Source organism: Microbacterium sp. NPDC055521 (assembly GCF_053619695.1).
Genome location: NZ_JBSHJX010000003.1, coordinates 144,667 through 169,248, shown reverse-complemented (window position 1 = coordinate 169,248; position 24,582 = coordinate 144,667). Strand labels below are relative to the sequence as shown.

Here is a 24,582-nt window from a genome sequence, read left to right as displayed (position 1 = left end):
GAGCCGCTCAGGCGAAGCAGTGCGGGTGCCCGTTCGGGCATCCGCACTGCGGGATGTGAGACGAGGTGACCGCAGGGGCGAAACGCGCCCGTAGAATAGAGTCACATCGCCCGCCCGTGCCGGAAGGCCTCGACGAGCTTGAGGAGCCGCTTATGCTGTTGCTCCTCGCCGTGTTCCTGGCCGGGTCTCTTCTTCTTCCCGTTCTGGTGCGCTGGCTCGGAGCACAGGCGTTCATGTTCGGGGCGCTCATCCCCGGCGCGGCTTTCGTGCACGCCCTTGTGCAGACACCGCGGGTGCTGGACGGGCAGGATGCCCCCTTCGAGCTCTACCGATGGATACCGCAGCTCGGACTGAACCTGTCGATGCACATGGACGTGCTCGGCTGGGTGCTCACGCTGATCGTCACCGGGGTGGGCGCGCTCGTGCTGCTGTACTGCCGCTGGTACTTCTACGACGACGGGCGCGAGGTCGGCCAGTTCGCCGGCGTCCTGCTCGGCTTCGCCGGTGCGATGTACGGGCTGGTGCTCACCGATGATGTGGTGATGCTCGTGATGTTCTGGGAGATCACCAGCATCCTGTCGTACCTGCTCATCGGCCACTATCGGCGACGCGCGGCCAGCCGTCGAGCCGCGCTCCAGGCGCTACTGGTGACCACGCTCGGCGGACTCGTCATGTTCGTCGGGGTCATCCTGCTCGCCGTCGACGCCGACACGACCAGCATCCGGGAGCTGCTCGCGCTCGCCCCGACCGGACCTGTCGTCGATGCCGCGATCGTGATGCTGCTCATCGGGGCGATCTCGAAGTCGGCGCTGTTCCCGTTCCACTTCTGGCTGCCCGGCGCCATGGCGGCACCCACACCGGTCAGCGCGTATCTGCATGCCGCCGCGATGGTGAAGGCCGGTATCTACCTCATCGCGCGCTTCGCGCCGATCTTCGCCCTGTCGGCTCCGTGGCGCCCGATCGTCATCACGCTCGGCGTGTTCACGATGCTGCTCGGCGGCATCCAGGCGCTGCGTGAGACCGACCTCAAGCGCATCCTCGCCTTCGGCACCGTCAGCCAGCTCGGCTTCTTCTCGGTCGTGGTCGGCTACGGCACGCCGGCCGCGGCACTGGCGGGCCTCGCTCTCGTCATCGGGCACGCGCTGTTCAAGTCTGCGCTGTTCCTCATCGTCGGCGTGATCGACCGCCAGCTCTCCACGCGCGACATCGACGAGCTGTCGGGCGTCGGCCGCCAGGCGCCGGTGATGGCGACGGCCGCGTTCATCTCGGTGGCCTCGATGATGGGCGTCGCCCCGACGATCGGGTACGTCGGCAAGGAGTCGGCCTTCACCGCCCTGCTCGATGACGCCCTGCGAGGCTCGGCGTGGGGGTGGGTGGCCCTGGTCGGCGTGACCATCGGTGCGATCCTCACCGTCGCCTACGGCTGCCGGTTCCTCTGGGGCGCGTTCTGGCGCAAGAAGGATGCCGACGGCGCCTCCATGCCGGAAACAGCATGGCCCGATCCGCCGGTGGGCTTCCTGTCGGCTCCGATCATGCTGGCCGGTCTCTCGATCGCCGCCGGCATCGGCGCGCCCGCCGTCGATGTCGCCCTGCAGGGATATGCGAAGACGCTGGGCTCCGAGGAGCCGGGGCACCTGGCCCTCTGGCACGGGGTGGAGCCTGCGCTACTGCTCTCGCTCGGCGCGATCGCCCTGGGCATCGGGGCGTTCGTGATCAGCATCCGGACCCGATGGGATCGTCGTCGCCGCCTGCTGCGCTTCACCGCCGCCGACGCGTACTACCTCGTCATGCGCGGCGTCGACCGCCTCTCGGTGCTGACCACGAGCGTCACGCAGCGCGGTTCGCTGCCGCTGTACGTCGGCACGATCTTCGTCGTGCTGCTCGCCGCGGAGGCCACCGCGCTCGTCGCCGCGATGCCCGATCGACTCGCCCTCTCGGCGTGGCACACGCCGGTGCAGATCGTCGTCGCGCCGGTGATGGCCATCGCGGGCATCATCGCCGTGCGCGCCCGCAAGCGCTACACGGGAGTGGTGCTCGTCTCGGTGACGGGGCTCGGCATGGTCGTGCTGTTCGCGACCAGCGGCGCTCCCGACCTCGCGCTCACGCAGATCCTCGTCGAGACCGTCACCATGGTCACCTTCGCCCTGGTGCTGCGTCGGCTGCCTTCGCGCATGGGCGAGCACAACGCGTCGGTGGGGCGGATCCCGCGTGCCGTGCTGGCTGTCGGTGTCGGCGTGGTGATGGCCTTCCTCGCCATCGTCGCCACCCAGGCGCGCATGTTCGACCCGATCTCGATCGACTTCCCCCAGCTGGCCTACGAGCTGGGGCACGGCAAGAACGTCGTCAACGTCGCCCTCGTCGACCTGCGCGGATGGGACACGATGGGCGAGCTGAGCGTGCTCGTGCTGGCCGCGACGGGTGTGGCATCCCTCGTCTTCGTCACCCACCGCGCCGACCTGCTCTCGGCGACGCGCGACTTGCCCGAGACGACCCGCCGCGCGACGGCGCGCCGGCCGATGGTCGAGACCGACGAGGGCCTGCGATTCCAGACCGCCGAGAACCGCGGCGCGCCGCGCGCATGGCTGGTCAGCAGTCAGCAGATGAAGGCCGAGAACCGTTCGATCCTGCTCGAGGTGATCGTGCGGGTGCTGTTCCACACGATCATCCTCGTGTCGATCTACCTGCTGTTCGCCGGCCACAACCTGCCCGGCGGCGGCTTCGCCGGGGGACTGGTCGCGGGAATGGCGCTCGTGATGCGCTACATCGCCGGCGGGCGGTGGGAGCTGGGTGCGGCCGCCCCCACCGACGCCGGACGGCTGCTGGGCGGCGGGCTGATCCTCGCCGTGGGTGCGGCGCTGCTGCCGCTGTTCTTCGGCCTGGCACCGCTGCAGAGTGCGGTGTGGGAGGCCGAGGTGCCGCTGCTCGGTCATATCGAGTTCGTCAGCTCGACGGTCTTCGACATCGGCGTGTACCTCGTCGTCATCGGGCTCGTGCTCGACGTGCTGCGCAGCCTCGGCGCCGAGGTCGACCGGCAGGCCATTGAGACGCGCAGCAAGGAGGCGGCCATCTGATGGACGTCTCCCTCACTCTCATCGTGATCATGGCCGTGCTGTTCGCCGCCGGCGTCTACGCGATGATGGAGCGCAGCCTCACGCGGGTGCTCATCGGCTTCCTCCTGCTCGGCAACGCCACGAACCTGCTGCTGCTGATCGTGATGGGCGTGCCGGGGGCAGCGCCGTTCTATGAGGAGACGGGGGCGGTCAGCGACCCGCTGCCGCAGGCGCTGACGCTGACCGCGATCGTCATCACGTTCGCCGTCTCGGCGTTCCTGCTCGCCCTCATCTACCGCTCGTGGCAGCTCGGGCAGGCAGACACCGTCGAGGACGACCCGGGCGACATCGCCGTGCGCGAGCGCACGGATGCCGAGGAGGACCTCTTCGACGACGAGTCCACTCCCGAAGACGAGGAGGCGACCACGGACTTCGTCGGCGTCACCACCGCTCCCATCACCGTGCTGAACATGCGCGATCACCCCGCCATCGTCGACGACGCGCCGGTGGATGTTCCGGACGCCCGTGGTTCCGGCCCTTCGGCAGGCTCAGGGGCCCAGGGCGATGACGAGGGGAGTCGGACGTGAGCGCACTCGTCCCCCTCATCGTGATGCTGCCGCTGCTCGGTGCGGCTCTCACGCTGATCTTCGGCCGCAATCCCCGGCTGCAGGTCGTCGTCACCACGGCCACCCTGGTGGCGGTCTCGATCATCGCAGCGGTGCTGCTGCTGGCGGTGGATGCCTCGGATCAGCCGTTCGCGGTATCCGTCGGCGGCTGGCCCGTGCCGTTCGGCATCATCCTCTACGTCGACCGCCTGGCGGCGCTGCTCGTGCTGGTCTCGAGCATCGTGCTGCTCGCGGTGCTGCTCTTCTCGATCGGTCAGGGCGCCGCCGACGGCGCCGAGGAGACGCCGATCTCGATCTTCAACCCGACCTACCTCATCCTCGCGGCCGGCATCTTCGATGCGTTCATCGCCGGCGATCTGTTCAACCTCTACGTCGGATTCGAGATCCTGCTCGTGGCGTCGTACGTGCTGATCACACTGGGAAGCACCGAGTCGCGCATCCGCACGGGCGCGGTGTACATCGTCGTCTCGCTCGTGTCGTCGATCCTCTTCCTCGCCGCGATCGCGCTGATCTACGGCGCCGTCGGCACGGTCAACATGGCTCAGGTCGCCGAACGCGTCGCTCAGCTGCCGCAGGAGACGCAGCTGGTGCTGCACCTCATCCTGCTGGTCGCGTTCGGCATCAAGGCCGCCATCTTCCCGGTGTCGTTCTGGCTGCCCGACTCGTATCCCACGGCGCCCGCCCCGGTCACCGCGGTGTTCGCGGGCCTGCTGACCAAGGTCGGCGTGTACGCGCTGATCCGTACCGAGACCCAGCTGTTCGCGAGCAGCGACATCAACACCCTGCTGCTGATCGTCGCGCTCGCCACCATGGTGATCGGAGTGCTCGGCGCCGTGGCACAGGCTGAGCTGAAGCGGATCCTGTCGTTCACCCTGGTCAGTCACGTCGGGTACATGATCTTCGGCCTGGCGATCGCGACGGAGGCTGCGATCGGCGCCACGGTGTACTACATCGTGCACCACATCGTCGTGCAGACCACGCTGTTCCTCGCCGTCGGGCTCATCGAGCGCAAGGCGGGCAGCACGTCGATCCTGCGGGTGAGCGGTCTGATGAAGGCCGCACCGGTGCTGGCGGTGCTGTACTTCGTGCCCGCCATCAACCTCGGCGGTCTGCCGCCATTCTCGGGTTTCATCGGCAAGGTCGCGCTCTTCGAGGCCGCGGCCGCGGTGGGCACGCCGCTGATGATCGTGCTGATCTTCGGCGGCATCCTGACCTCGCTGCTCACCCTCTACGCGCTCATGCGCGCGTGGAACCTCGCGTTCTGGCGCGAGGACGACGGCGGCGCCGAGAGCGACGGCCGCATCGAGTACCTGGGTAACGCGCCGGCGGCCGACGAGCAGGGCGAGACGCGTGAGATCCCCGCGATCATGACATATGCCACCGCGGGCATGGTGTCGGTCACGATCGCGCTGACCGTCTTCGCCGGTCCCCTGTACGCGATCTGCGACCGCATCGGAGCAGGGCTGCTGCAGCCGGTCACGCTCGAGCTGATCGACGAGGGGGCGAGCTGATGAACATCGATTCTCGGCGCCGCATCGTTCGCGACATCCTGCTCCAGCTGCCGTTCATGGTCTGGCTGGTGGTGCTCTGGGTGCTGCTGTGGCAGCAGCTCACGCCGCTGGCTGTCGTCACCGGCATCCTGGTCGCGATCTTCGTGACCCGGGTCTTCCGCCTGCCGACGGTCGAGCTGGTCGGTCGGGTGAACATCTGGCACTCGCTGGTGTTCATCGCCCGCTTCCTCGGCGCGGTGGTGATGGGCGCCATCAGCGTGACCGTCCAGGTGTTCGACTTCCGGCGCCAGCCGGGGGCGGCGATCATCGCGATCCCGTTGAGGTATGCCGACGACATCCTCACCACGCACGTCGCCGTGACGGCCTCGCTCATCCCCGGGTCGCTGGTCGTCGAGAGCGACCGCGACCGACGCATCCTGTACCTGCACGTGATCGGCGTGCGCACCCGCGACGACGTCGACCGGTTCCGCGAGGGGGTGCTGCGCTGGGAGCGCCGCATCGTGCGCGCCGTCGGCACGCCCGAGCAGTACCGGGCGCTCAAGGCCGACGTGAAGAGAGGCACACGATGAACCCGCTGCTCATCGCCATCCTCGTCGTCTTCGGCGTCGCGGCGATCATGGCCGTGATCCGGATCGTGCGGGGGCCGTCCATCCTCGACCGCACGGTGGCATCGGACGTGCTGCTCACCGAGGTGATGTGCGTGCTCGGTGCCGACATGGCGATCAACGGGCACACGCGCAACATCCCCGTGATGCTCATCATCGCCGCCGTCGGCGTCTTCGCATCCATCTCCGTCGCCCGCTACGTGGCCCGAAGGGACAACACGACACCATGACCGTGACATCGTTCCTCGAGATCGCCCTGCCGGCGCCGGTGGCGGAGACCATCGCGCTGATCCTCGTGCTGCTGGGCGCCATCCTCTGCCTGTCGGCCTCGGTCGGTCTGCTGCACTTCCGCGACGTGCCCAGCCGTCTGCACGCAGGAACCAAGCCGCAGGTGCTCGGTCTCGTACTGATCTGCCTGGCCATCGCCGTGGCGCAGCGCACGATCGGCGGCATGCTGCTGGGCCTCGTGATCGTCATCCCGGTGATCCTGCTGCAGTTCGCGACCGCGCCGCTCTCGGCGCACATGGTGGGCCGTCAGGCGTACCGCAACGGCACGATCCAGGTCCACACCCTCGTCGCCGACGACTACGCCGACTCGAAGCAGACCCCACCCGCAGCCGGCTGACCCCACCCGCAGCGCGGCCGGCGGGTCCGGAGGGCTTACGATCCGGGGGCCGACACTCCACATGTCGGGCAGATCCCGGGCATCCGTCCGACATCTGGAGTGTCGGCCCCCGAAGTGTGACGGGGGGGGCGGTGTGCGGGGGGCGGTGTGCGGGGGGCGGTGTGCGGGGGGCCGCCGGACGCCGGGATGCCGGAGGCGGGGCGCCGGGTCAGAGGTCGCGGATGAAGTCCCGGATCGTGGCCGCGGCTCCCGCGGACTCGCTGATCAGCGTGCCGTGGCCGTGGTCGGGGATCTCGGCGAAACGGGCATCCGGCACCATGTCGACGATCTCCAGGCACCAGGTCATCGGGGCGAGCGGATCCCGCTGCCCACGCACGACGAGCACCGGAACGCCGACGCGCGGGTACGCGTTCTCGGGGGTGTGCACGATCGTCGCCTTCATCTTGCGCAGCAGATGAGGCCCGCCGCGCAGGTACTCGCGGGCACCTCGCCACAGCACCTCGGGCCGCTCGTGCAGCAGGTCCCAGAGCAGGTACCCGGCCTGAGCCCGGATGCTGCGCGACGCGCTGTTCACGGTCGGGCCGGCGAGCACGAGCGCCGACACGACGTCGGGGTGTCGCACCGCGATCTCGGCGGCGATCTGGCTGCCCATCGAATGCCCCAGTATCACCGCGTCGTCGACGCGGCGACTGCGCAGGTAGGCGGCGATCAGGTCGGCGTGACGCTCCATGGTGAGGGTGCGCGCAGGCTCGGGCGCCTCACCGAAACCGGGCAGGTCGAGCCCGATGATGCGCCCGTCGAGGTGGGAGGTGAAATCGAGGTAGACGCTGCGGCCCATGCCGATGCCGTGCACCAGCACGACGGGTCGCGGGCCCCTGCCGAAGTCCTCGTGCACGAGCGTCGCTCCGGCATACGCGAACTCGCCGATGTCGGCCGGGGTGCCCTCGGGTGCGAGCAGACGTTCGGGCATCCCTCTACGCTACCCGGCCGGGACCGACCACCACCCGACCGAAACCGCTACCCCGCAGGGGTGAGCACCAGCCGATCGACGGCGGCCTTGGCGACCGCCTTCTTCGTGAACGCCCACGGCTTCTGCACGCCCCGCGCCCAGTCGTCGGTCTGATCGGTGTAGTGGGGGTTGAACGCGTGACCGCTCGCACCGGTCAGGTGGTTCCACGTCGACGCGTCGAGGTCGTCGAGATCGATGACCATGCGCATCGACGGCACGGTGACCGTCGCGTACGACTCGCCCAGGCGCCAGCCGGTGGCGTTCACGACCGAGGCTCCTCCGCCGACCGGGTACGGTCCGCGGTTGAAGAGCATCTCGACCGGGGCGATGCCCGACGTGCCGAGAGTCGCGTGGGTCAGCGAGAGCGCGTGCAGGTCGCCCCAGCGCCAGGCGGTCACGTCCTCGCCCTGCAGCCCGGCCAGCTCGTCGTAGGCCTGGTCGGCCGACAGGGCGAGCATCGATTTCCTGTCGTCGGCCCCGACGCGCTCGTTCTGCCACAGCGGATCGTTCTCGTCTTCGAGCATCTGCCCGACGACGGTGAACAGGCGACCCTGGTCGCTCACCGGCATCGAGACCTCGCGGTCGATGAAGACGTTGCGCACGAGGTTCGACCACAGCGCGTTCGCGTAGGCCGCCGCGGGCGAGTCCGGTGCGTTCTGCGCGTCCCAGGTGCGCAGCAGCTCGAGGGCGGCCTTCGGCCCCTTGCGCTTGACCGCCACCCCGTCCATCGCCGCGACGAGCTGCTTGCCGATCCACATCTCGTCATCCGTCTGGATCTCGCGCATGTCCTGCGCAGTGAGCGGCGCAGCCGCGGCGCGGCGCTCGATCAGATGCGCGATGCGCGCGGCGCGGTACCCGTAGTCCCAGTCCTTCGACAGGAAGTACGTGTAATCGTCGCCGACGATCGCGTTGTTCGCCGTGACGATGTAGCCCTCGGGCGGGTTGTACGACACGGGAAGCTCGTCGAAGGGGATGAAGCCCTGCCAGTCGTAGGTGCTGTCCCAGCCCGGCTGCGGCAGAGTGCCGTCGCCGGCGCCGCGGATCGGCAGGCGTCCGGGCGCCTGGTAGCCGATGTTGCCCTCGAGGTCGGCGTAGATCAGGTTCTGCGCGGGCACGTCGAAGAGGGATGCCGCGCGGCGGAAGCCCGCGAAGTCCCCTGCCGTGTTCATCGCGAACAGGGCACGGGACGTGGTGCCGGGATCGAGAGCCGTCCAGCGCAGGCTCACCGCGGTGTCGCCGGCCGGGATCTCAGGCGCACCCTGAAGCGGAAGAGGGGCGTCCGCGTCACCGACCACGGGGTCGTCGGCGATGGCGGTGAAGTCGTCGGTGAGGCCCGAGATGATCGGGCCGTGCGCGGTGCGACGGATGGTCAGCGGCACGTCGTCGCCGCCGGCCACCTTGATGACGTCCTCCTCGACCTCGAGCGGGGCCAGCGCGCCGTCGCGCCAGTACGAATCACCGTCGAGCTTCTCGACGTACAGGTCGGCGACATCGGTGGTGAGGTTCGTGAACCCCCACGCGATCTTCGCGTTGTGACCGATGACGACACCCGGCATTCCCGAGAACGAGAACCCCCCGACGTCGAACGGGCACGCCTCGCTCACCTTCCGGCACTTCAGCTGCACCTGGTACCAGACCGACGGCAGCGCGGCGCCGAGGTGCGGGTCGTTGGCCAGCAGCGGCATCCCACTCTCGGTCAGATCACCCGACACGACCCACGAGTTCGACCCGATACCCTCGCCCGCACCGCCGAGCAGCATGCTCGCGGCCTCGATGACGCTGTCTGCCTCGCGCCATTCGACGGTGCGCAGGGCATCGGTGATCTCGGCCTCGCCGCCACCGGAGTACGACGCCGGGGCGGCGTCGGTCGCGACCGGGTCGACCGGGGATATCTCGGGCACGATGACGGGATTCTTCGCGAACGGGTAGGCGGGGTAGAGCCTCTGCACCAGATCGCCGGTCTGCTCGGTCGTCTCGCCGGCCTCGGCGAGCTGCGCCGCGAGGAGGGCCCGGTCGGTCTCGTCCTCGATGTTGGTTCGCAGGTCCCAGGCCATCGCCTTCAGCCAGGCGACGGAATCGGCAGGCTCCCAGGGTTCGGGCTCGTAGTCGGGGTTCTGCATGCCCAGAACGGCATACTCGAGCGAGAGCTCGGCACCCGACCGCGACGCCAGGTACGCGTTCACGCCGTCGGCGTACGCCTGGTAGTAGCCACGAGTGGTCTCGTCGAGCGCCTCGACCTCCTGCTCGGCGATCGCCCGCCAGCCCAGGGTGCGCAGGAACTTGTCGGTGCCGACCTGCGACGCGCCGAACATCTCCGCGACCCGGCCCGAGGTCACGTGCCGCCGGAAGTCCATCTCGAAGAAGCGGTCCTGCGCATGCACGAAGCCCTGCGCGAACAGCAGATCCTCTGAGGTCGACGCCGTGATGGTCGGGATGCCGCGGTCGTCGCGCTGCACGGTCACCGACTTGTCCAGCCCCTTCAGCGACAGCTCGCCCGACGTCTGCGGGAACGATCGCTGGATCGTCCAGGTGAGGAAGAACGCGGCGGCGACGGCGATCACGACGAGGGCGGCGACGACGAGGAACGCGATTCTTCCGATGCGGGTGGCGAGGCTGCGCGGTGGTGCCGCAGCGCGGGTATCAGTCGTCATCGGCGGAAGTCCTCAAGGGTAGGTGGGACTGCGTCTCACGTAGTCCGGGTGCGCGTCTCGGGCAAGCGCGCGCCCTGGCATCCTACCCACTAGCCCGACGAGATCACATGAGCTTCGTCGACTCCAGCGCCGCCAGCATCTTCTGATTGCTGTGGATGAACGGACGCCGCAGAACCAGCCCGAGCAGCAGCGTCGGCAGCGCGAACGCCAGCAGCCAGCCGAGCGACACCCAGTAGTCGCCCTGGTAGATGCCCGCGATCGCCGAGCGCATCGCGTTCACCGCGTGGGTGGCCGGCAGGAACGGGCTGATGCTCTGGAACCACTGCGGCAGCACCTGCAGCGGATACGCGCCGCCGGAGCCGGAGATCTGCATGACCAGCAGCAGCACCGCCAGCGCCTTGCCGGCGTTGCCGAAGGTGACGACGAGCGTGTAGATGATCAGCGTGAACACGAGCGACGCGACCCACCCCGCGAGGATGAGCAGGAACGGATGCTGTGGGTGCACCTGCGTGAACAGCACGCTGCCGAGACCGAGCAGCGAACTCTGCAGGAAACCGACGACCGCGAAGATGCCGAACCGCCCGAGGTAGGTCTCGGTGGGGGAGAGGTCGGGGAGGCCGGTGGCGCCGCCGCGCGGCGGGTCGACGCGGATCGCGACCGAGGTCAGCAGCGCACCCACCCACAGGGCGAGCACCGTGTAGAGCGGGGTCATCGCGGCGCCGAAGCTGACGACCGAGTACACCGGCACGCGGGTGAGCTTCACGGGTTCGGCGAGGTGAGCCGCGAGGGCATGGGGGTCGGCGCCGATCAGCTCGGTCAGCGCGGTCAGGTCGCCGGTGTCGATCGCCGTCGTGAGAGCCGCCGTGACCGCGTCGAACCGTCCGGCGGTCTCGGTGAGCGAGTCCGAGATGCCGGAGGTGAGTGCCTCGGCATCCGTCAGCGTCGACCCGGTCGACGACGATCCGGTGAGCGAGCGCGCCGCGGACGACAGATCGTCGCCGATCGAGGCGACACCCGAGCTGATGCCTGCGAGCGTCGAGGCGAGGGCGTCCAGCTTCGGGCCCAGGCTGTCGGTATACGAGCGGCGGGCGTCGTCGACCGCGGCCTTCGCCTGAGCGGTCAGCTGCTCGATCTCGGCGCGAGTACCCTGACTGGCGGTGCCGGCGGTCGTGATCTGCGTCGCGGCCTCGTCCAGTCGCTCCTCGAGCGCCATCTGCCGCGCGATGGCCGCATCGATGGCCGACACCGATGCGTCGAACGCGTCGAGCGCGGTCTCCGGCAGCAGCGGCCGCACGTCGGTGACGAGCCCGTCGCGCAGCGTCTGCAGCTGATCGACCTGCGTCTGCACGCGGTCCGCGAGGGCGGCGATCGTGCGCGCGGCGCTCGCCGACTGCGAGTCCATGGTGGCGAAGACCTGGCCGATGCTGTCCGACACAGACTGATAGCTGTCGGACGTGCTCTGCAGCGCCGCGTCGAGTGACGCCGTGGTCGACGACAGCACGTCGTTCAACGAGGCGGCGGCGTCCTTCCCTCCGCCGAGCGCTCCGCGGGCGTCGCGCAGCGCGTCGCCGGACCCGCTGACCAGGCCGGACGCGCTCTCGACCAGCGGTCTGCTCGACGAGATGAGCGACGTGAACATGTCGGCCGTCGCGGCACCCGCGCGCAGCTGCGCGGCCACCGATTCGACCCGTGCCTGCAGCCTCGACAGCGCCGCCTGGGTGTCGGCGTCGTCGAGGTAGCTCGACAGCGAGGTGATGATGTTCATCCCCGCTTCGCTGAGCGTCTCGGTGAACACCTCGTTGACGCTCTTCGTGACCTCGCCGGCACCCTGCCCGGTGATCTTCGGGGCCAGCGCGTTCTTCTTCTCGTTGAGGTAGTAGTCGATGCGCGTGCGGTCGCCGCCGTTCGCGTAGAACGTCATCATGTCGGCGCTGAAGGTGGTCGGCAGCACGATCGCCGCGTAGTACTCGCCCGACCGAGTGCCGTCGATCGCGTCGTGCTCCGAGGTGATGACCCAGTTCAGGTCGTCGTTGGCGCGCAGCGCTGAGACCACCTGTTCGCCCACGTTGATGCGCAGCGGCATGAGGTCACTCTGATACCCGTCGTCGGTGTTCGCGACCGCGACGGTCAGGTTGCGGGTGTTCTCGAACGGGTTCCAGCTGGCGATCACGTTGAACCAGGTGAACAGCGACGGGATGACGACGAGCCCGAACAGCACGATGAGGGCCATCGCGCTGCTCATCGCGCGTCGGAGGTCGTGCCGCATGACGGCGAGGACGTTGCTCACTGGTCGGCCCCCTTCTCGGTCGGCTGGTCGAATTCATCGGATGCCGGTTCCGGATGCTCGGCAGCCGGCTTCTCGGGACGCGTCGGGTCGTCGGCATCCGGCTGATCGGGACGGGCCGCGTCATCGGCATCCGGCGCCTGCGGGGCGTCGTCGGCGAACAGGTCGTCGAGGGCGATCGTGTCGTCGTCGGGCCCGCTCTCGACGACGGCCTCCTGCTCGGGAGGCGCCTCGGGTCGAGCATCCGGATGCTCGAGCACCGCCGTGCTGGCCGACGAGGTGGCGTCACCGCTCGCAGAGGTCGCCGCCGCCGCCATGGTGGGATCCGCGGAACGCTCCCACCCGGCATCCGCGAGCAGCTCGCGCTGCGAGGAGTTCTCGATCGCGAGGGCGCGGCGCAGCTCGGCATCCGGCATCTCGCCCACCTCGGCGGCCTGCTCGATGCTCTGCCGGATGTACTCGAGCGCGACGACGAAGCTGATCAGCAGCAGGCACCAGAGCGCGCCCAGACCCAGCACGACCGCCTTGGCGCTCGGGATCAGCCATCCGCACAGCCCCAGCACGACCAGGCCTGCGGCGCCGACGAGCAGCGTGAGACGCAGGCGCGTCGCGTGGCGCTCGGCGAAGTGCTGCGCGCGCCGCGCGACGTCGGCGCGGAAGCCGTCGCCGTCGGTCAGCGCACGGATGATCTCGGGCGTGCGACGGCGGCCGGTGATCTGCACGTCTTCGCTGACCATCAGCTCGGTCTCGGCCAGGCGCCGGTTGAACAGGCGGGTGAAGTTGCCCAGCCGTCCGCGCAGGAGCAGCCCGAGCACCCACGCCAGCACGACGAAAACCGCCAGCATGCCCATGAAGCCCCACCAGTGGCCGTCGTAGAAGCCGCTGATGGTCTCGCGCATCGCGTCGATGCCGTAGGTGAACGGCAGGAACGGATACAGCCCGCGGAAGAAGTCGGGCATCATCTCGATCGGGTACAGGCCCGAGGCGCCCGGGATCTGGACGATCACGAGCAGGATGCACAAGCCCTTGCCGACGATGCCGAAGCACACCGACAGGGCGTAGATGATGCTGAGATAGGCGAGTCCGATCAGCACCCCGGTGCCGACGTAGGCGAACGGGTTCGCCGACTGCACGCCGATCACGAGGTTGCCGACCGTCACGAGCACGGCCTGGAACACGACGATCGTGGCGAACAGCAGCCACCGGCCGACGTACGCCCGGCGCACGGTGATGCCCTCGACGCCCTCGGTGTCGACCTCGACCCGGAAGATCACCATCAGCACGAAGGCGCCGATCCAGAGTGAGAGGTTGGTGAACAGCGCCGCCATCGCCGACCCGTACGCGGGCGTCGGGAACATCGTCTTCGTGTTGACCTCGACGGGTGACGCCATGAATCGTGCGATCTCATCGGGCTGCAGGCCGCTGACCTCGCTGAGCCTGCTCCAGATCTCGGCTGATCCGAGCGCGAGCACGTCGGTGCGCACGGTGGCGAGGGAGGTCTCGGCGGTGGCCAGGTTCCCGTCGAACGCGGCGAGGGCGTCGGAGGTGCCGGCGAGCTGGGTCCTCAGCCCCGCGAGCAGACTCTGCGCCTGAGCCACCTGGGTGCGCTGCGCGCCGAGGGCCGCCGAGAACGCGTCGGCGCTCGCCGCGAGCTGCGACATCGCCCGGTTCAGCTGCGGGACGCTCTGCGTGAGGGCGTCGCGGATCGCCGTGGCCGAGGTCGCGGCCTGGCCGACGGCGCCGTTGACGCTGTCGGCCGCGCCGGTGACGGCGGTGATCGTGCTCGACACGTCGGCGGTCAGCTGCGTGAGATCGGTGAGCACCTGCTGATCGGCGGCGTTGCGCTGCTGCAGGGCGTCGATGGCGGCGCTCAGGCGCTGCGCCGCGGCGGAGCCCGACTCGGTGCGGTCGAGCGCCGCCTGCAGCTCGTCGAGTGCGGCGGCGTTCGACTCGATCACCGCCTTCAGGTCGTCTGCGGTGGTGGCGACGGCGGCGTTCGCCTGCTGCAGGCCGGATGCCAGGGTCGCGATCGACCCGTTCATCTTCGCGGCCGCGTCGGCGATGAGGGTGGAGCCCGAGACGTATGCGGATGTGACCCGGTCGGTGACGGTGAGCAGCTCCTGCTGTGCTTCGCCGGCGATCTGCTGCGCCTGGCCGACGGCCGTCTGCACCTCGCCGAGGGTGCGGTCGACCTTGTCGAGAGTGCGGGATGCCCGGTCTATGCCGTCTGCGGCATCCGTCAGGCCGGTCTGCAGATCGCCGAGCCGTTCGCGTGCCGACGCGACCTTGCCGACCGCCTCGTCGAGTGCGCCCGCGGTGGAGTCTCGGGCGTCGGTGAGGCGGTCTTCGGCATCCAGACCGGCGTCCTTCAGCTGCGCGCTGACCGCCTCGGCGACCGTCGAGACGAAGGTGCTGTTGATCTGGTTGTCGAGCGTGGATGCGCCGACGTCGGTGATCTTCGGCGCGATCGCGCTGGCCTTCTCGTTGACGTAGTACTTCAGCTCGGGCCGGGTGAATTCGCCGGTCGTGATGCTGAGGAAGTCGTGGCTGAAGTCGGGCGGGATGATGATCGCCGCGTAGCTGCGCCCGCTGCGCACGGCATCCATCGCCTCGTCCTCATCGACGAAGTCCCAGCCCAGCTGATCGTTCTGCTTCAGTTCGCCGACGAGTTCGCCGCCGATGTCGATGTGGCCGGTGAGGTCGGATGACGCTCCCGCGTCCTGGTTGACGATCGCGACGCTCACCTGCTGCGTGTTCGAGTAGGGATCCCAGAACGCGACGATGTTGAACCAGGCGTAGAGCGACGGGGTGACGATGACCCCGATGATGATGATCCACGCCTTGCTGACCCGCGCCAGCCGTCCGAGATCGCGGCGGTAGACGCTCCACGCGGTGGGTTTCGCGCCGGTGTCGGTATCGCTCACGCGGGGGACTCCGTGATGTCGGGGTGGACGGTGATGTCGGGGTGGAGGGTGATGTCGGGGTGGAGGGTGAGCAGCTGGTCGGCTTCGCGCCACGATAGTCCTGCGATGCTCAGCACCGTGCGGACGGCGAGACTGGCTGCGCCGGTGCGGGAGGCGTCGGTGCGGGCGACGACGGTGCGCGCAACCTCCTCGATGAGGCGCGAAAGTGTGGGCGCCGCCATGTCGGTGCGGAAGCTGCCGTCGTCCTGGCCGCGCTGCACGAGCTGCGTGACGGCCCTGCGCAACGGCGCGAGGGCGGCGGCGGTGTGCTCGACGTGGGCCTCGTCGAGCGCGAGTGCGGCGGCGAACTGCACGTGCGCGGCCTCCTGCCACAGCCGAGCGGCGAGCCGGGCGAGGGCGATGCGGGCGTCGGCGTCGGCGACCGACTCGGCGATCGCGTTGAAGCGCTGTGCTCCGGTGCTGATCAGCTCGCGGATCAGCGCATCACGGTCGTCGAAGTGGCCGTACAGCGTGCGCCGGCTCAGTCCCGCGCTGCGCGCGATGACGTCGACGCTCGCGTACGGGTCGAGTGCGAGGGTGCTGCGCGCGGCGTCGAGGATGCCGGCGCGGTTGGCGCGCGCATCGGAGCGAGGGGGGCGGGACATCCCTCAAGGATAAATATGTTGCACACTCATGTGCAACATAGTTCGGGGGATTCCCAGCGACGCCATACAGAACGGGGGGGCCGACACTCCAGATGTCGGACGTTCCTGCAGGATGTGTCCGACATCTGGAGTGTCGGCCCCCGAAGTGTGCGTCCGGGAGGTGCCTACGGCGGGTGCGCGTCCGGCGGGGGAGGATCAATCGGTGCCGGAGTCGAAGGCTGCGCCCTCGGATGCCAGGTCGATGGCCTCGGCGAACCGCTCGTCGTCGGTCTCGGACGCGGAGATCTCGGCAGCGCCACCCGCGGTCACCTTGCCGACCAGCTCGCCCGTCGCGCCGCCGACCAGTCCGAGGCCCGCGTACTGCTCGAGGCGCGAGCGCGAGTCGGCGATGTCGAGGTTGCGCATGGTGAGCTGACCGATGCGGTCGACCGGGCCGAAGGCCGCATCTCCCACGCGCTCCATCGAGAGCTTCTCGGGGCCGTACGACAGGTTCGGCGAGACGGTGTCGAGGATGGTCCAGTCGTCGCCGCGGCGCAGGCGCAGGGTGACCGTGCCCGAGATGGTGAGGCCCACCCAGCGCTGGATCGACTCGCGCAGCATGAGCGACTGCGGCTCGAGCCAGCGGCCCTCGTACATCAGTCGGCCGAGGCGGCGACCCTGCTCGTGGTAGGTCGCGAGGGTGTCTTCGTTCAGGATGCCGTTGACCAGGCGCTCGTAGGCGATGAACAGCAGGGCCATGCCGGGAGCCTCGTAGATGCCACGCGACTTCGCCTCGATGATGCGGTTCTCGATCTGGTCGCTCATGCCCAGGCCGTGGCGACCGCCGATGGTGTTCGCCTCCGTGACGAGGGCCACCGGGTCGCTGTACTCGGTGCCGTTGATGGCGACCGGGCGCCCGCCCTCGAACGTGACGGTGACGTCTTCCGTGGCGATGTCGACCGAGGGATCCCAGAACTTCACGCCCATGATCGGGTCGACGGTCTCGAGAGACACGTCCAGGTGCTCGAGGGTCTTCGCCTCGTGCGTGGCGCCCCAGATGTTGGCATCCGTCGAATACGCCTTCTCGGCCGAATCGCGGTACGGGAATCCGCGCTCGACGAGCCACTCGCTCATCTCCGCACGTCCCCCGAGCTCGGTCACGAAGTCGGCGTCGAGCCACGGCTTGTAGATGCGCAGGCGCGGGTTGGCCAGCAGGCCATAGCGGTAGAACCGCTCGATGTCGTTGCCCTTGTAGGTCGAGCCGTCACCCCAGATGTCGACACCGTCGTCGCGCATGGCGCGCACGAGCAGCGTGCCGGTGACGGCGCGGCCGAGTGGGGTGGTGTTGAAGTACGTCTTGCCGCCCGAGCGGATGTGGAAGGCGCCGCACTGCAGGGCCACGAAGCCCTCTTCGACGAGTGCGGTCTTGGCATCCACCAGACGCGACTCCTCGGCGCCGTACTCGAGCGCGCGGCCGGGGATCGATGCGATATCGCTCTCGTCGTACTGGCCCAGGTCGCCGGTGTAGGTGAAGGGCACGGCGCCCTTCTCGCGCATCCACGCGACGGCGACGGAGGTGTCGAGACCACCGGAGAAAGCGATGCCGACCTTTTCGCCGACGGGGAGGGACTGGAGCACCTTGGACATGGATTCAAGTCTATCGGCGTGCGGCGTGTCGCCTTTTCCGATGGCAGGGCCGCACGCGGTGCAGGAGAACGCACGAAACACAGGAGGATTCGGCCGAGATCCTCCTGTGTTCCGCGGGAGCTCGTGTGTTTCACGAGGTGGGCGGGTGCCGGTCGCAGAGGTAGCGTGGGCCGCATGGGTCAGGCAGTGCTGTGGGGCGCGGTGGCGGCATCGCCGCTGCTGGTCGGCGCGCTGCTCGCGCTGATGCGCAGGTGGCCCGACCGGCTGCTCGGCATCATCCTCGGCTTCGGGGCCGGTGCGCTGATGGCATCCATCGCCTTCGAGCTGTGGGAGCAGGGCGTCGAGCTCGCCGGCCACCTGCCGCTCATCGCCGGAGTCGCCGCCGGCGCCCTCTGCTACTACGTCGCCGCGCGCATCCTCGATGCGCGACAGGCGAAGCGGAAGGCGGATGCCGGTGGTGGGTCGCTCGCGATCGGAGCGCTGCTCGACGGCATCCCGGAGCAGCTCGTGCTCGGCATCGGACTCGCCTCGGGCGAAGGCATCGGCGTCGCCCTGATCGTCGCCATCATCGTGTCGAACCTGCCCGAGTCGATCGGCTCGGCCTCCGATCTGCTGGCCGGCGGAATGCGGCGCAGCCGCGTGGTGCTGCTGTGGGCGGGCGTCGCCGTGCTCTGCGCGCTCGCCACCGTGGGCGGATTCGCGCTGACATCTGTCGTCGACGACAGCTTTCGCGCCGGGGCCAACGGCTTCGCCGCGGGAGCGCTGCTGGTCATGCTCGTGGACTCGATGATCCCCGAGGCGCAGAAGAAGGCGACGGAGTCGACCGGTCTCGCGACGGTGATCGGGTTCGCGTTCGCCGCGTGGCTCGCGCTCGCCTCCTGAGCCGCGTCCGGGCGATTGCGGGCAGCACTCTCGGGCGGGGAACGGACGCCGGGGCGGATGCTGGCGGGCGATGCCTCCTCCCGAGTGCGGGTCCTCCTCCCGAACGGGGGCGCTCAGCCCAGGCGCTCAGCCAGCCAGGCAGCCTGGCGCTGCCACTGCACGCCCAGCCCGCCCTCGTGCTCGTTGAACGCGTACTCCACCACCTCGGCGCCGCCCCGGTGACGGTTGGCCGCTGCGTACACGGTCGACGGCGGGCACACCGGATCCATCAGCGCCGCCGAGTACAGCGCGGGAGCGTCGGCGCGAGCGGCGAAGTTCACCCCGTCGAAGTACGACAGGGTCGCGAAGGTCTGCGCCACGGCGTCCCGATGCACAGAGAGATAGCGCACGATCTCCTGATAGGGATCGGCGTCGGTCAACCCGACGGCCCGCTCGAAGTGGCACAGGAACGGCACGTCGGGCATCACGCCCACCAGGCCGTCGCTGAGGCCGGCCGCGGCGATCGCGATGCCGCCACCCTGGCTGCCGCCGGTGACCGCGACGCGCTCGGCATCCACCTCGGGCAGGGCGCGCACCGCGTCGATCAGCAGCACCGCATCGGTGAACACGCGACGGTAGTAGTACTGCTCGGGGTCGTCGATGCCGCGCGTCATGAACCCGGGCACCGAGACGCCGGTGCCGTGCGGGTCAGGCGTCGAGCCGCCGGTGCCCCAGCCGCTGCCCTGCCCCCGCGTGTCCATGAAGACCCACGCGTATCCGGATGCCGCCCAGCCGAGGCGCTCGTGCGGCAGGCCGCGCCCGCCGCCGTAGCCGTTGTACTCGATGACCGTGGGCAGGGGTCCGGTCGCGCCCGCGGGCACGACGAACCAGGCGCGCACGCGGTCGCCGCCGAACCCGTTGAACGACAGATCGTACACGTCGACGAGCGTCAGCGGCGTCTCGATCCGAGTGCGCTCGGCGGGTGCGGCCAGCTGGCGCGACGACTCGAGCGTGCGCTGCCAGAACGCATCGAAGTCGGCGGGCTCGGCGACAGCAGGCCGGTAGGTGCGCAGGTCGGCGGGGGAGAGATCGAAGCGGGGCATGTCGGTCAGCCCACCGCGATGAACAGGCGTCCGGCGCCGGTGATCCGCACCGCGGCCGCTCGCGAGACAAGCACCGCGCGGCCGCGCGGCATCGAGATGCGCTCGTCGCCGGATGCCAGCTCGAACTCCCCGTCGGTCGCGAGCGCGATGGCGGCACCGCCGAGCGTGACGTCGCCGTCGGACTCGACCGCGTACAGCTCGAAGCCGGGGTCGCCGGCGGTGCCGCGCCCGGCCGGGCGGAAGACGCGGACGCCGTCGGACACGACCGCGGGCACGAGCCGCGGGTCGCCTCCCTCGCGTGCATCGAGCACGCGGTCGAGCTCGACCGTGTCGATGTGCTTGCCGGTGAGGCCGCCGCGCATGACGTTGTCGCTCGGACCCATCAGCTCGACACCCGAGCCGCGCAGGTACGCGTGGATGTTGCCGGCGGGCAGCCACAGCGCCTCGCCGGCGCGCAGGGTGAGGTGCTGCAGCATGAGCGCTCCGAGGATGCCGGGGTCGGCGGGGTGCGCCTCGGCGATCCGTGCGAGAAGCGCGAAGCGCGCATCCCGAGCTGCGACCGCGGTCACGGCGGCGACCAGCGCGGGCAGGGTCTCGTCTCCCGACAGCAGCCACAGGAACGCGCGACGGATGCCGTCGGCTGCCGCCAGGTGCTGCTGCCAGGTCGACAGGGCCGCTGACGCGACCGGGCCGTCGATCAGGCCGGCCAGCGTCTGCAGGTCGGTCTGCACGTCGGCGACGGGACGGAACCCGCACAGCGCCTCGAATCCGTCGTGCAGAGCGACGATCATCTCGGGCTTGGCGTGCGGGTCGCGGTAGTTGCGGTGCGGGGCGTCGAGCGGGACGCCGAGGGCGTTCTCGCGCTCGAAGCCCTCCCTGGCCTGTGCAGGGCTCGGGTGCGCCTGCAGCGACAGCGGCTCGGCCGCGCACAGCACCTTCAGCAGGAACGGCAGGGTCGCGCCGGTCTCGCGCTCCCACGCATCGAGGGTCGGCCACGGGGCGTCGCCCACGACGGTGCTCGGCGCGGACGGGTGCGCGCCGAGCCACAGCTCGGCCTCTTTGCGCCCGGTCGGGGCGGTGCCGCGCACGTGCGCGACGCCGTCGACCATCCCCCAGGCGTAGTCGCGGGGCGTGTTGTCGATCTCGTGGAACAGGGTGGGCGTCATGATGCGGCTCCGATCGGGTGGTCAGATGAGGTCTCAGCGAGTGCGCTCGGCGAAGCGCTCGTGCAGCGGATGCCCGGGGCCGAGGTCCGCGAGGGCGACGGCGCCGTCGAGACCGGATCCGGCGGGCGGGACGAACCGGGCATCCGGACGCTCGGCGCGCACGGCCTGCTCGAACGCCGAGCGGATGACGTCGGCGCCGAACACGCCGCCGATCGCTCCGACGGCCGCGTCGGCCGGCGCGTCGGTGACTCGCAGCGCCGCGAGCACCGCGGTCGCGAGCTCGGCGGCGGCGTCGCGGCAGATGCGGGTCGCGACCTCGTCTCCGGTTGCCGCGTGCCGGGCGGTCGGGGCGGCGAACGACGCCACGGTGCGCACGCGATCCTCCGCGGACTGCAGCGCGACGTACGCGGTCTCGAGGTCGGGCCAGCGCTCCTGCACGACGGCGGTCAGCGCGGTCGCGGGGCCGCGGCCGTCGTGGGCGCGCATGACGGCATCCAGTGCCGCCCGGCCGATCCAGAAGCCGCTGCCCGCGTCGCCCATGATGTGGCCCCAGCCGTCGACGCGGGTGGAGTGCTCGGGGCCCACGCCGAGCGTCACGACGCCGGTGCCCGCCGCCACCACGGCCCCCTGCTGGTCGCCGAGCGCCCCGAGGAACGAGGTGACCGAGTCGTGGGTGACGACGATGCGCTGCACGTCGGCGAGATCGGGGTGCTGCATCAGGGCATCCGCCTCGGCATCAGCGGAGGTGAGACCCGAGACGCCGAAGGTCACCGTGTGCGGTGCCCGCTGCCCGACCCGCGTGACCTCGGCGACGACGGTCGTCAGCTGCGTCAGCAGCGGCCGGTCGGTGAGCACACCGGGGAACAGCCACTCCTGAGCGGTGCCGTCCGGTGCGACCAGGCGGGTCTTGATGCCCGTCTGGCCGGCGTCGATGGCGAGAAGCGTGTGCTCGGGCAAGTGGACTCCCTGATCGACCGACGGTCGCGCCGCGCGACCAGAAGCCAGCGTAGGACACCCGGCGTGCTGCCGACGGCGCAGATGTCAAGGCCTGTTCACCGGCGTCGTGCTCGCGGTGTACTGGGGACTCACTCGCCCCCAGCGAAGGAGACACCGTGACGTCCCTATGGCTCGACGACCAGCGTGAGCACATTCCCACCGACGCCTTCGAGCCCGACGCGCGCTACGACGCGGTGGTCGCCGGAGCAGGTCTGACCGGACTGACCACCGCCCTGCTGCTCGCACGGGCCGGCCTGTCGGTCGCGGTGCTCGAGGCCCGCTTCGTCGGGGCTGCGGCGACCGGCAACACCACCGCGAAGCTCAGCCTGCTGCAGGGCGGCGTGCTCTCGGGCATCCGCTCGCGGGGATCCGACCGGGTGCTGAAGGCGTACGTCGAGGGCAACCTGGAGGGGCAGGCGTGGATGCTGCGCTATCTCGGCGAGCACGGCGTCGACGTCGACCGCCGCGACGCGTTCACGTATGCGGGCACCGAAGACGGGGTCCGCTCGCTCGAGAAGGAGTACGAGGCGTGCCGGGCGGCCGGACTCGACGTCGAGCGGGTCAGTGAGCTCGAGCTGCCGTTCCGGGTGCACGGTGCGATCCGGCTGCGGGAGCAGGCCCAGTTCGACCCCATGGACGTGCTGCGCGCGCTCGCCGCGGATCTGCGCGAGCGCGGCGGGGTGATCGTCGAGGGCGTGCGCGTGAAGGACGTCGACACCGGCGAGCCGAGCCGCGTGATCACCTCGGTCGGCGACGTGCACGCGGGAACCGTCGTGCTGGCCACGGGGGTGCCGGTGCTCGACCGGGGCCTGTACTTCGCCAAGCTCAAGGCCAATCGCTCGTACGCGCAGGCCTATCGCATGCCCGTTGACAGCCGCATCCCGCAGGGGATGTACCTCTCGATCGACGCGCCGGCGCGATCGCTGCGCACCGCCTCGCAGGGCGGCGAGCAGCTGCTTCTGGTCGGCGGCAACGACCACGACGTGGGCCGCGCGTCCGACACGCAGGCGCTGGTCGATGACCTCGAGCGGTGGACCCACCAGCACTTCCCGGGTGCACAGCGCACCCACGCCTGGGCGGCACAGGACTACCAGTCGCTGAACATGGTGCCGTTCGTGGGCTGGATGCCGCGCACCGGAAAGCACGTCAAGGTCGCGACCGGCTACAACAAGTGGGGCATGACGAACGCCGTCGCGGCGGCACTCAGCATCGCGGCGGAGGTGCTCGACGGCAACATCCCCTGGGCTCAGACGCTGCACCACCGCATCACCACCCCGAAGGATCTCGTGCAGGGTGCGGTCGCGGGTGTCGAGGTGGCGCGGGATGCCGCGTCGGGGTGGATCTCGGCCGAGCGGCATCCGCTGCCCGAGACCCCGCCCGCGGAGGGGGAGGGTGTCGTGGGCAGTGCCGGTATGAAGCCGGTCGCGGTGTCGACGGTCGACGGCGTCACCTGCCGGCTCTCGGCGGTGTGCACGCACCTGGGCGGCATCGTCACCTGGAACAGCGCCGAGCGCTCATGGGATTGCCCGCTGCACGGCTCCCGCTTCGCGGCCGACGGCACGCTGCTCGAGGGGCCCGCGGTCGAGGACCTCACGCCGATCGACGAGCCCGAGCTGCCGGGCGACGAGCACGTGCCGGTGGCAGACCTACCGTAGGGCGGTTGTCAGGCCGGATCGACGCGATCCGCGACGACCCGTCCGCCGCTCGCCGCAAGCTCATCCAGGTGCCGCCCGAGGGTCTCCAGCATCTGCGCCGCTGCCTGCGGATGCCCTCTCCAGAGCCCGTGCATCGCGATCCCGTCGATCAGCGCACGCAGTCGTCGTGCTTCGTACTCGGGGTCGCGCCCGAGCCCGAGCTGCCCCGCGGCGGCGAGGATCTCGATGGCAGCTCCGCACGCCCGGTCGACGGCGGCGCTCAGTGCGATCGCGGCAGGCCGAAGATCATCGTCGGTGAGCGCGAGGACGCCGAGCTGAACCTGCGCGAGCAGTTCTGCGCGTCGATCGGCGTCGAGGGGAAGCAGCTGCGCGAGCAGTGCATCGGCCAGGGCCCGGCCGCTGAGATCGAGCGCGATGATCCTTCTCGTAGCGCGCTGCTCGATGAGTTCGAGGCAGTACACGCGCAGCGCGTGCTGTGTCGGGAACGCGCGTCGCAGCGACGCGACGGCGATGCCCGCCTCGGCGGCGACGCCGCGCACAGAGAGCCCCGAGAGCCCGTCGCGCTCGAGCACGCGCAGGGCCGCGGCGGCGATCTGCTCTGTGCGCTGTTCGACGTCGATTCTTCGCGGCACGGTCAGGATCCCGGCACGGAGCTGGGACGGGCAGCTGACGCCGGCTTCGGCCACACCGTGTAGCTCACCGCCCAGATGAGGTCGATAGCGAGGATGATCCCGAGGACGCGGAAGTAGCCCGAGAGTGCAGCAGTGCGTCCTGCGTCGTCGACGAGAAGGATGATCGCGCCGAGGATCGCGGCTGCGATGCCCATGGCGAAGGCAGTGAGCAGAGCGTCGCGCCAGCATTTCACCGTGTAGCGCGCACCGGTCAGTCGCTCGGGCGGCGGCCCGTCGGCGAATCGGTGTCGGAATCGGGCGTCGGCCCACGCGATCATCCGCTTGCCATACGCGACGGACACGCCGATGTAGATCGCCGCCAGGCCGTGCTGCCAGGAGGCAGTGCCGCCGCCGAGCAGATCGACCGCGACGAGCACGAGCAGGATCACGTCGATCACGGGGGCGAGGACCAGAAGAGCCGCGCCGAGAGGGGGTCGACGCAGCAGGTAGCGCGCGACGAGTCCGGCGAGGATCGCCACCCAGAATGCTACTTCGCAGATCACGATCGCGATCAGGATCACGGCATCTCCTTCATTTGTTAGTACGAGTGTACTCAAACGATGAGATCGGGCAAC

At 69.9% G+C, this 24,582-nt stretch carries 19 protein-coding genes; 8 read left to right on the top strand and 11 right to left on the bottom strand.

Features of this window, described 5'->3' with window-relative positions:
- Positions 1-152: 152 nt before the first annotated feature.
- The 6 genes from ACWGSM_RS04330 to mnhG are packed head-to-tail and all read left to right on the top strand — an operon-like array spanning position 153 to position 6,417.
- The gene (locus ACWGSM_RS04330; protein ID WP_452321742.1) at positions 153-3,071 is read left to right on the top strand and encodes a Na+/H+ antiporter subunit A; all 2,919 of its coding nucleotides are present in this window, start codon (positions 153-155) and stop codon (positions 3,069-3,071) included.
- Positions 3,071-3,637, top strand: coding sequence for a Na(+)/H(+) antiporter subunit C (locus tag ACWGSM_RS04325; protein WP_452321741.1), 567 nt, complete (start codon positions 3,071-3,073; stop codon positions 3,635-3,637). The genes ACWGSM_RS04330 and ACWGSM_RS04325 overlap by 1 nt, the downstream gene beginning before the upstream one ends.
- Positions 3,634-5,187, top strand: a complete 1,554-nt coding sequence (locus ACWGSM_RS04320) for a Na+/H+ antiporter subunit D (RefSeq protein WP_452321740.1) — start codon at positions 3,634-3,636, stop codon at positions 5,185-5,187. Before ACWGSM_RS04325 ends, ACWGSM_RS04320 begins: the two co-directional genes overlap by 4 nt.
- Entirely contained in the window at positions 5,187-5,756 is a 570-nt protein-coding gene (locus ACWGSM_RS04315) for a Na+/H+ antiporter subunit E (RefSeq protein WP_452321739.1), read from the top strand. Before ACWGSM_RS04320 ends, ACWGSM_RS04315 begins: the two co-directional genes overlap by 1 nt.
- Positions 5,753-6,022, top strand: coding sequence for a monovalent cation/H+ antiporter complex subunit F (locus ACWGSM_RS04310; protein ID WP_313355514.1), 270 nt, complete (start codon positions 5,753-5,755; stop codon positions 6,020-6,022). Before ACWGSM_RS04315 ends, ACWGSM_RS04310 begins: the two co-directional genes overlap by 4 nt.
- Positions 6,019-6,417, top strand: coding sequence for a monovalent cation/H(+) antiporter subunit G (mnhG, locus tag ACWGSM_RS04305; RefSeq protein ID WP_452321738.1), 399 nt, complete (start codon positions 6,019-6,021; stop codon positions 6,415-6,417). Before ACWGSM_RS04310 ends, mnhG begins: the two co-directional genes overlap by 4 nt.
- Positions 6,418-6,625: 208 nt before the next feature.
- Here the strand turns inward: mnhG and ACWGSM_RS04300 are convergent, their stop codons facing one another.
- The 6 genes from ACWGSM_RS04300 to argG form a co-directional block, all read right to left on the bottom strand.
- On the bottom strand, positions 6,626-7,387 hold the full coding sequence (locus tag ACWGSM_RS04300) for an alpha/beta fold hydrolase (protein ID WP_452321737.1): 762 nt from the start codon (positions 7,385-7,387) through the stop codon (positions 6,626-6,628).
- 47 nt (positions 7,388-7,434) lie between these two features.
- Positions 7,435-10,077 (bottom strand): penicillin acylase family protein, encoded by a 2,643-nt coding sequence (locus tag ACWGSM_RS04295; RefSeq protein ID WP_452321736.1) that lies wholly within the window; start codon positions 10,075-10,077, stop codon positions 7,435-7,437.
- Between the two features lie 103 nt (positions 10,078-10,180).
- A complete protein-coding gene (locus tag ACWGSM_RS04290; RefSeq protein ID WP_452321735.1) occupies positions 10,181-12,364 on the bottom strand; it encodes a YhgE/Pip family protein in 2,184 nt (727 codons plus the stop codon).
- Positions 12,361-15,285 carry a YhgE/Pip family protein gene (locus ACWGSM_RS04285; RefSeq protein ID WP_452321734.1) on the bottom strand — a complete coding sequence of 975 codons (2,925 nt, stop codon included), beginning with the start codon at positions 15,283-15,285 and terminating at the stop codon, positions 12,361-12,363. The genes ACWGSM_RS04290 and ACWGSM_RS04285 overlap by 4 nt, the downstream gene beginning before the upstream one ends.
- A complete protein-coding gene (locus ACWGSM_RS04280; protein WP_452321733.1) occupies positions 15,282-15,929 on the bottom strand; it encodes a TetR/AcrR family transcriptional regulator in 648 nt (215 codons plus the stop codon). Before ACWGSM_RS04280 ends, ACWGSM_RS04285 begins: the two co-directional genes overlap by 4 nt.
- 195 nt (positions 15,930-16,124) lie before the next feature.
- Positions 16,125-17,555 carry an argininosuccinate synthase gene (argG, locus tag ACWGSM_RS04275; RefSeq protein ID WP_452321732.1) on the bottom strand — a complete coding sequence of 477 codons (1,431 nt, stop codon included), beginning with the start codon at positions 17,553-17,555 and terminating at the stop codon, positions 16,125-16,127.
- 174 nt (positions 17,556-17,729) lie between these two features.
- Between argG and ACWGSM_RS04270 the strand changes: the two genes are divergently transcribed.
- Positions 17,730-18,437, top strand: a complete 708-nt coding sequence (locus ACWGSM_RS04270; protein WP_452321731.1) for a ZIP family metal transporter — start codon at positions 17,730-17,732, stop codon at positions 18,435-18,437.
- Positions 18,438-18,550: 113 nt separating this feature from the next.
- Here the strand turns inward: ACWGSM_RS04270 and ACWGSM_RS04265 are convergent, their stop codons facing one another.
- Genes ACWGSM_RS04265 through ACWGSM_RS04255 form a run of 3 tightly spaced genes read right to left on the bottom strand, consistent with a single transcriptional unit; the run spans position 18,551 to position 21,642 of the window.
- Positions 18,551-19,519: an acetylxylan esterase gene (locus ACWGSM_RS04265; RefSeq protein ID WP_452321730.1), complete on the bottom strand. Its 969-nt coding sequence runs from the start codon at positions 19,517-19,519 to the stop codon at positions 18,551-18,553.
- Between the two features lie 5 nt (positions 19,520-19,524).
- Entirely contained in the window at positions 19,525-20,685 is a 1,161-nt protein-coding gene (gene manA, locus ACWGSM_RS04260; protein ID WP_452321729.1) for a mannose-6-phosphate isomerase, class I, read from the bottom strand.
- A 33-nt stretch (positions 20,686-20,718) separates the two neighbouring features.
- Positions 20,719-21,642, bottom strand: coding sequence for an N-acetylglucosamine kinase (locus ACWGSM_RS04255; protein ID WP_452321728.1), 924 nt, complete (start codon positions 21,640-21,642; stop codon positions 20,719-20,721).
- 155 nt (positions 21,643-21,797) lie between these two features.
- Between ACWGSM_RS04255 and ACWGSM_RS04250 the strand changes: the two genes are divergently transcribed.
- Positions 21,798-23,336, top strand: coding sequence for an FAD-dependent oxidoreductase (locus tag ACWGSM_RS04250; protein ID WP_452321727.1), 1,539 nt, complete (start codon positions 21,798-21,800; stop codon positions 23,334-23,336).
- A gap of 8 nt (positions 23,337-23,344) precedes the next feature.
- On the opposite strand, the gene ACWGSM_RS04245 is transcribed toward ACWGSM_RS04250, so the two are convergent.
- Positions 23,345-23,968, bottom strand: a complete 624-nt coding sequence (locus ACWGSM_RS04245) for a TetR/AcrR family transcriptional regulator (protein WP_452321726.1) — start codon at positions 23,966-23,968, stop codon at positions 23,345-23,347.
- 2 nt (positions 23,969-23,970) lie between these two features.
- Positions 23,971-24,528 carry a hypothetical protein gene (locus tag ACWGSM_RS04240; RefSeq protein ID WP_452321725.1) on the bottom strand — a complete coding sequence of 186 codons (558 nt, stop codon included), beginning with the start codon at positions 24,526-24,528 and terminating at the stop codon, positions 23,971-23,973.
- Positions 24,529-24,582: the final 54 nt, after the last annotated feature.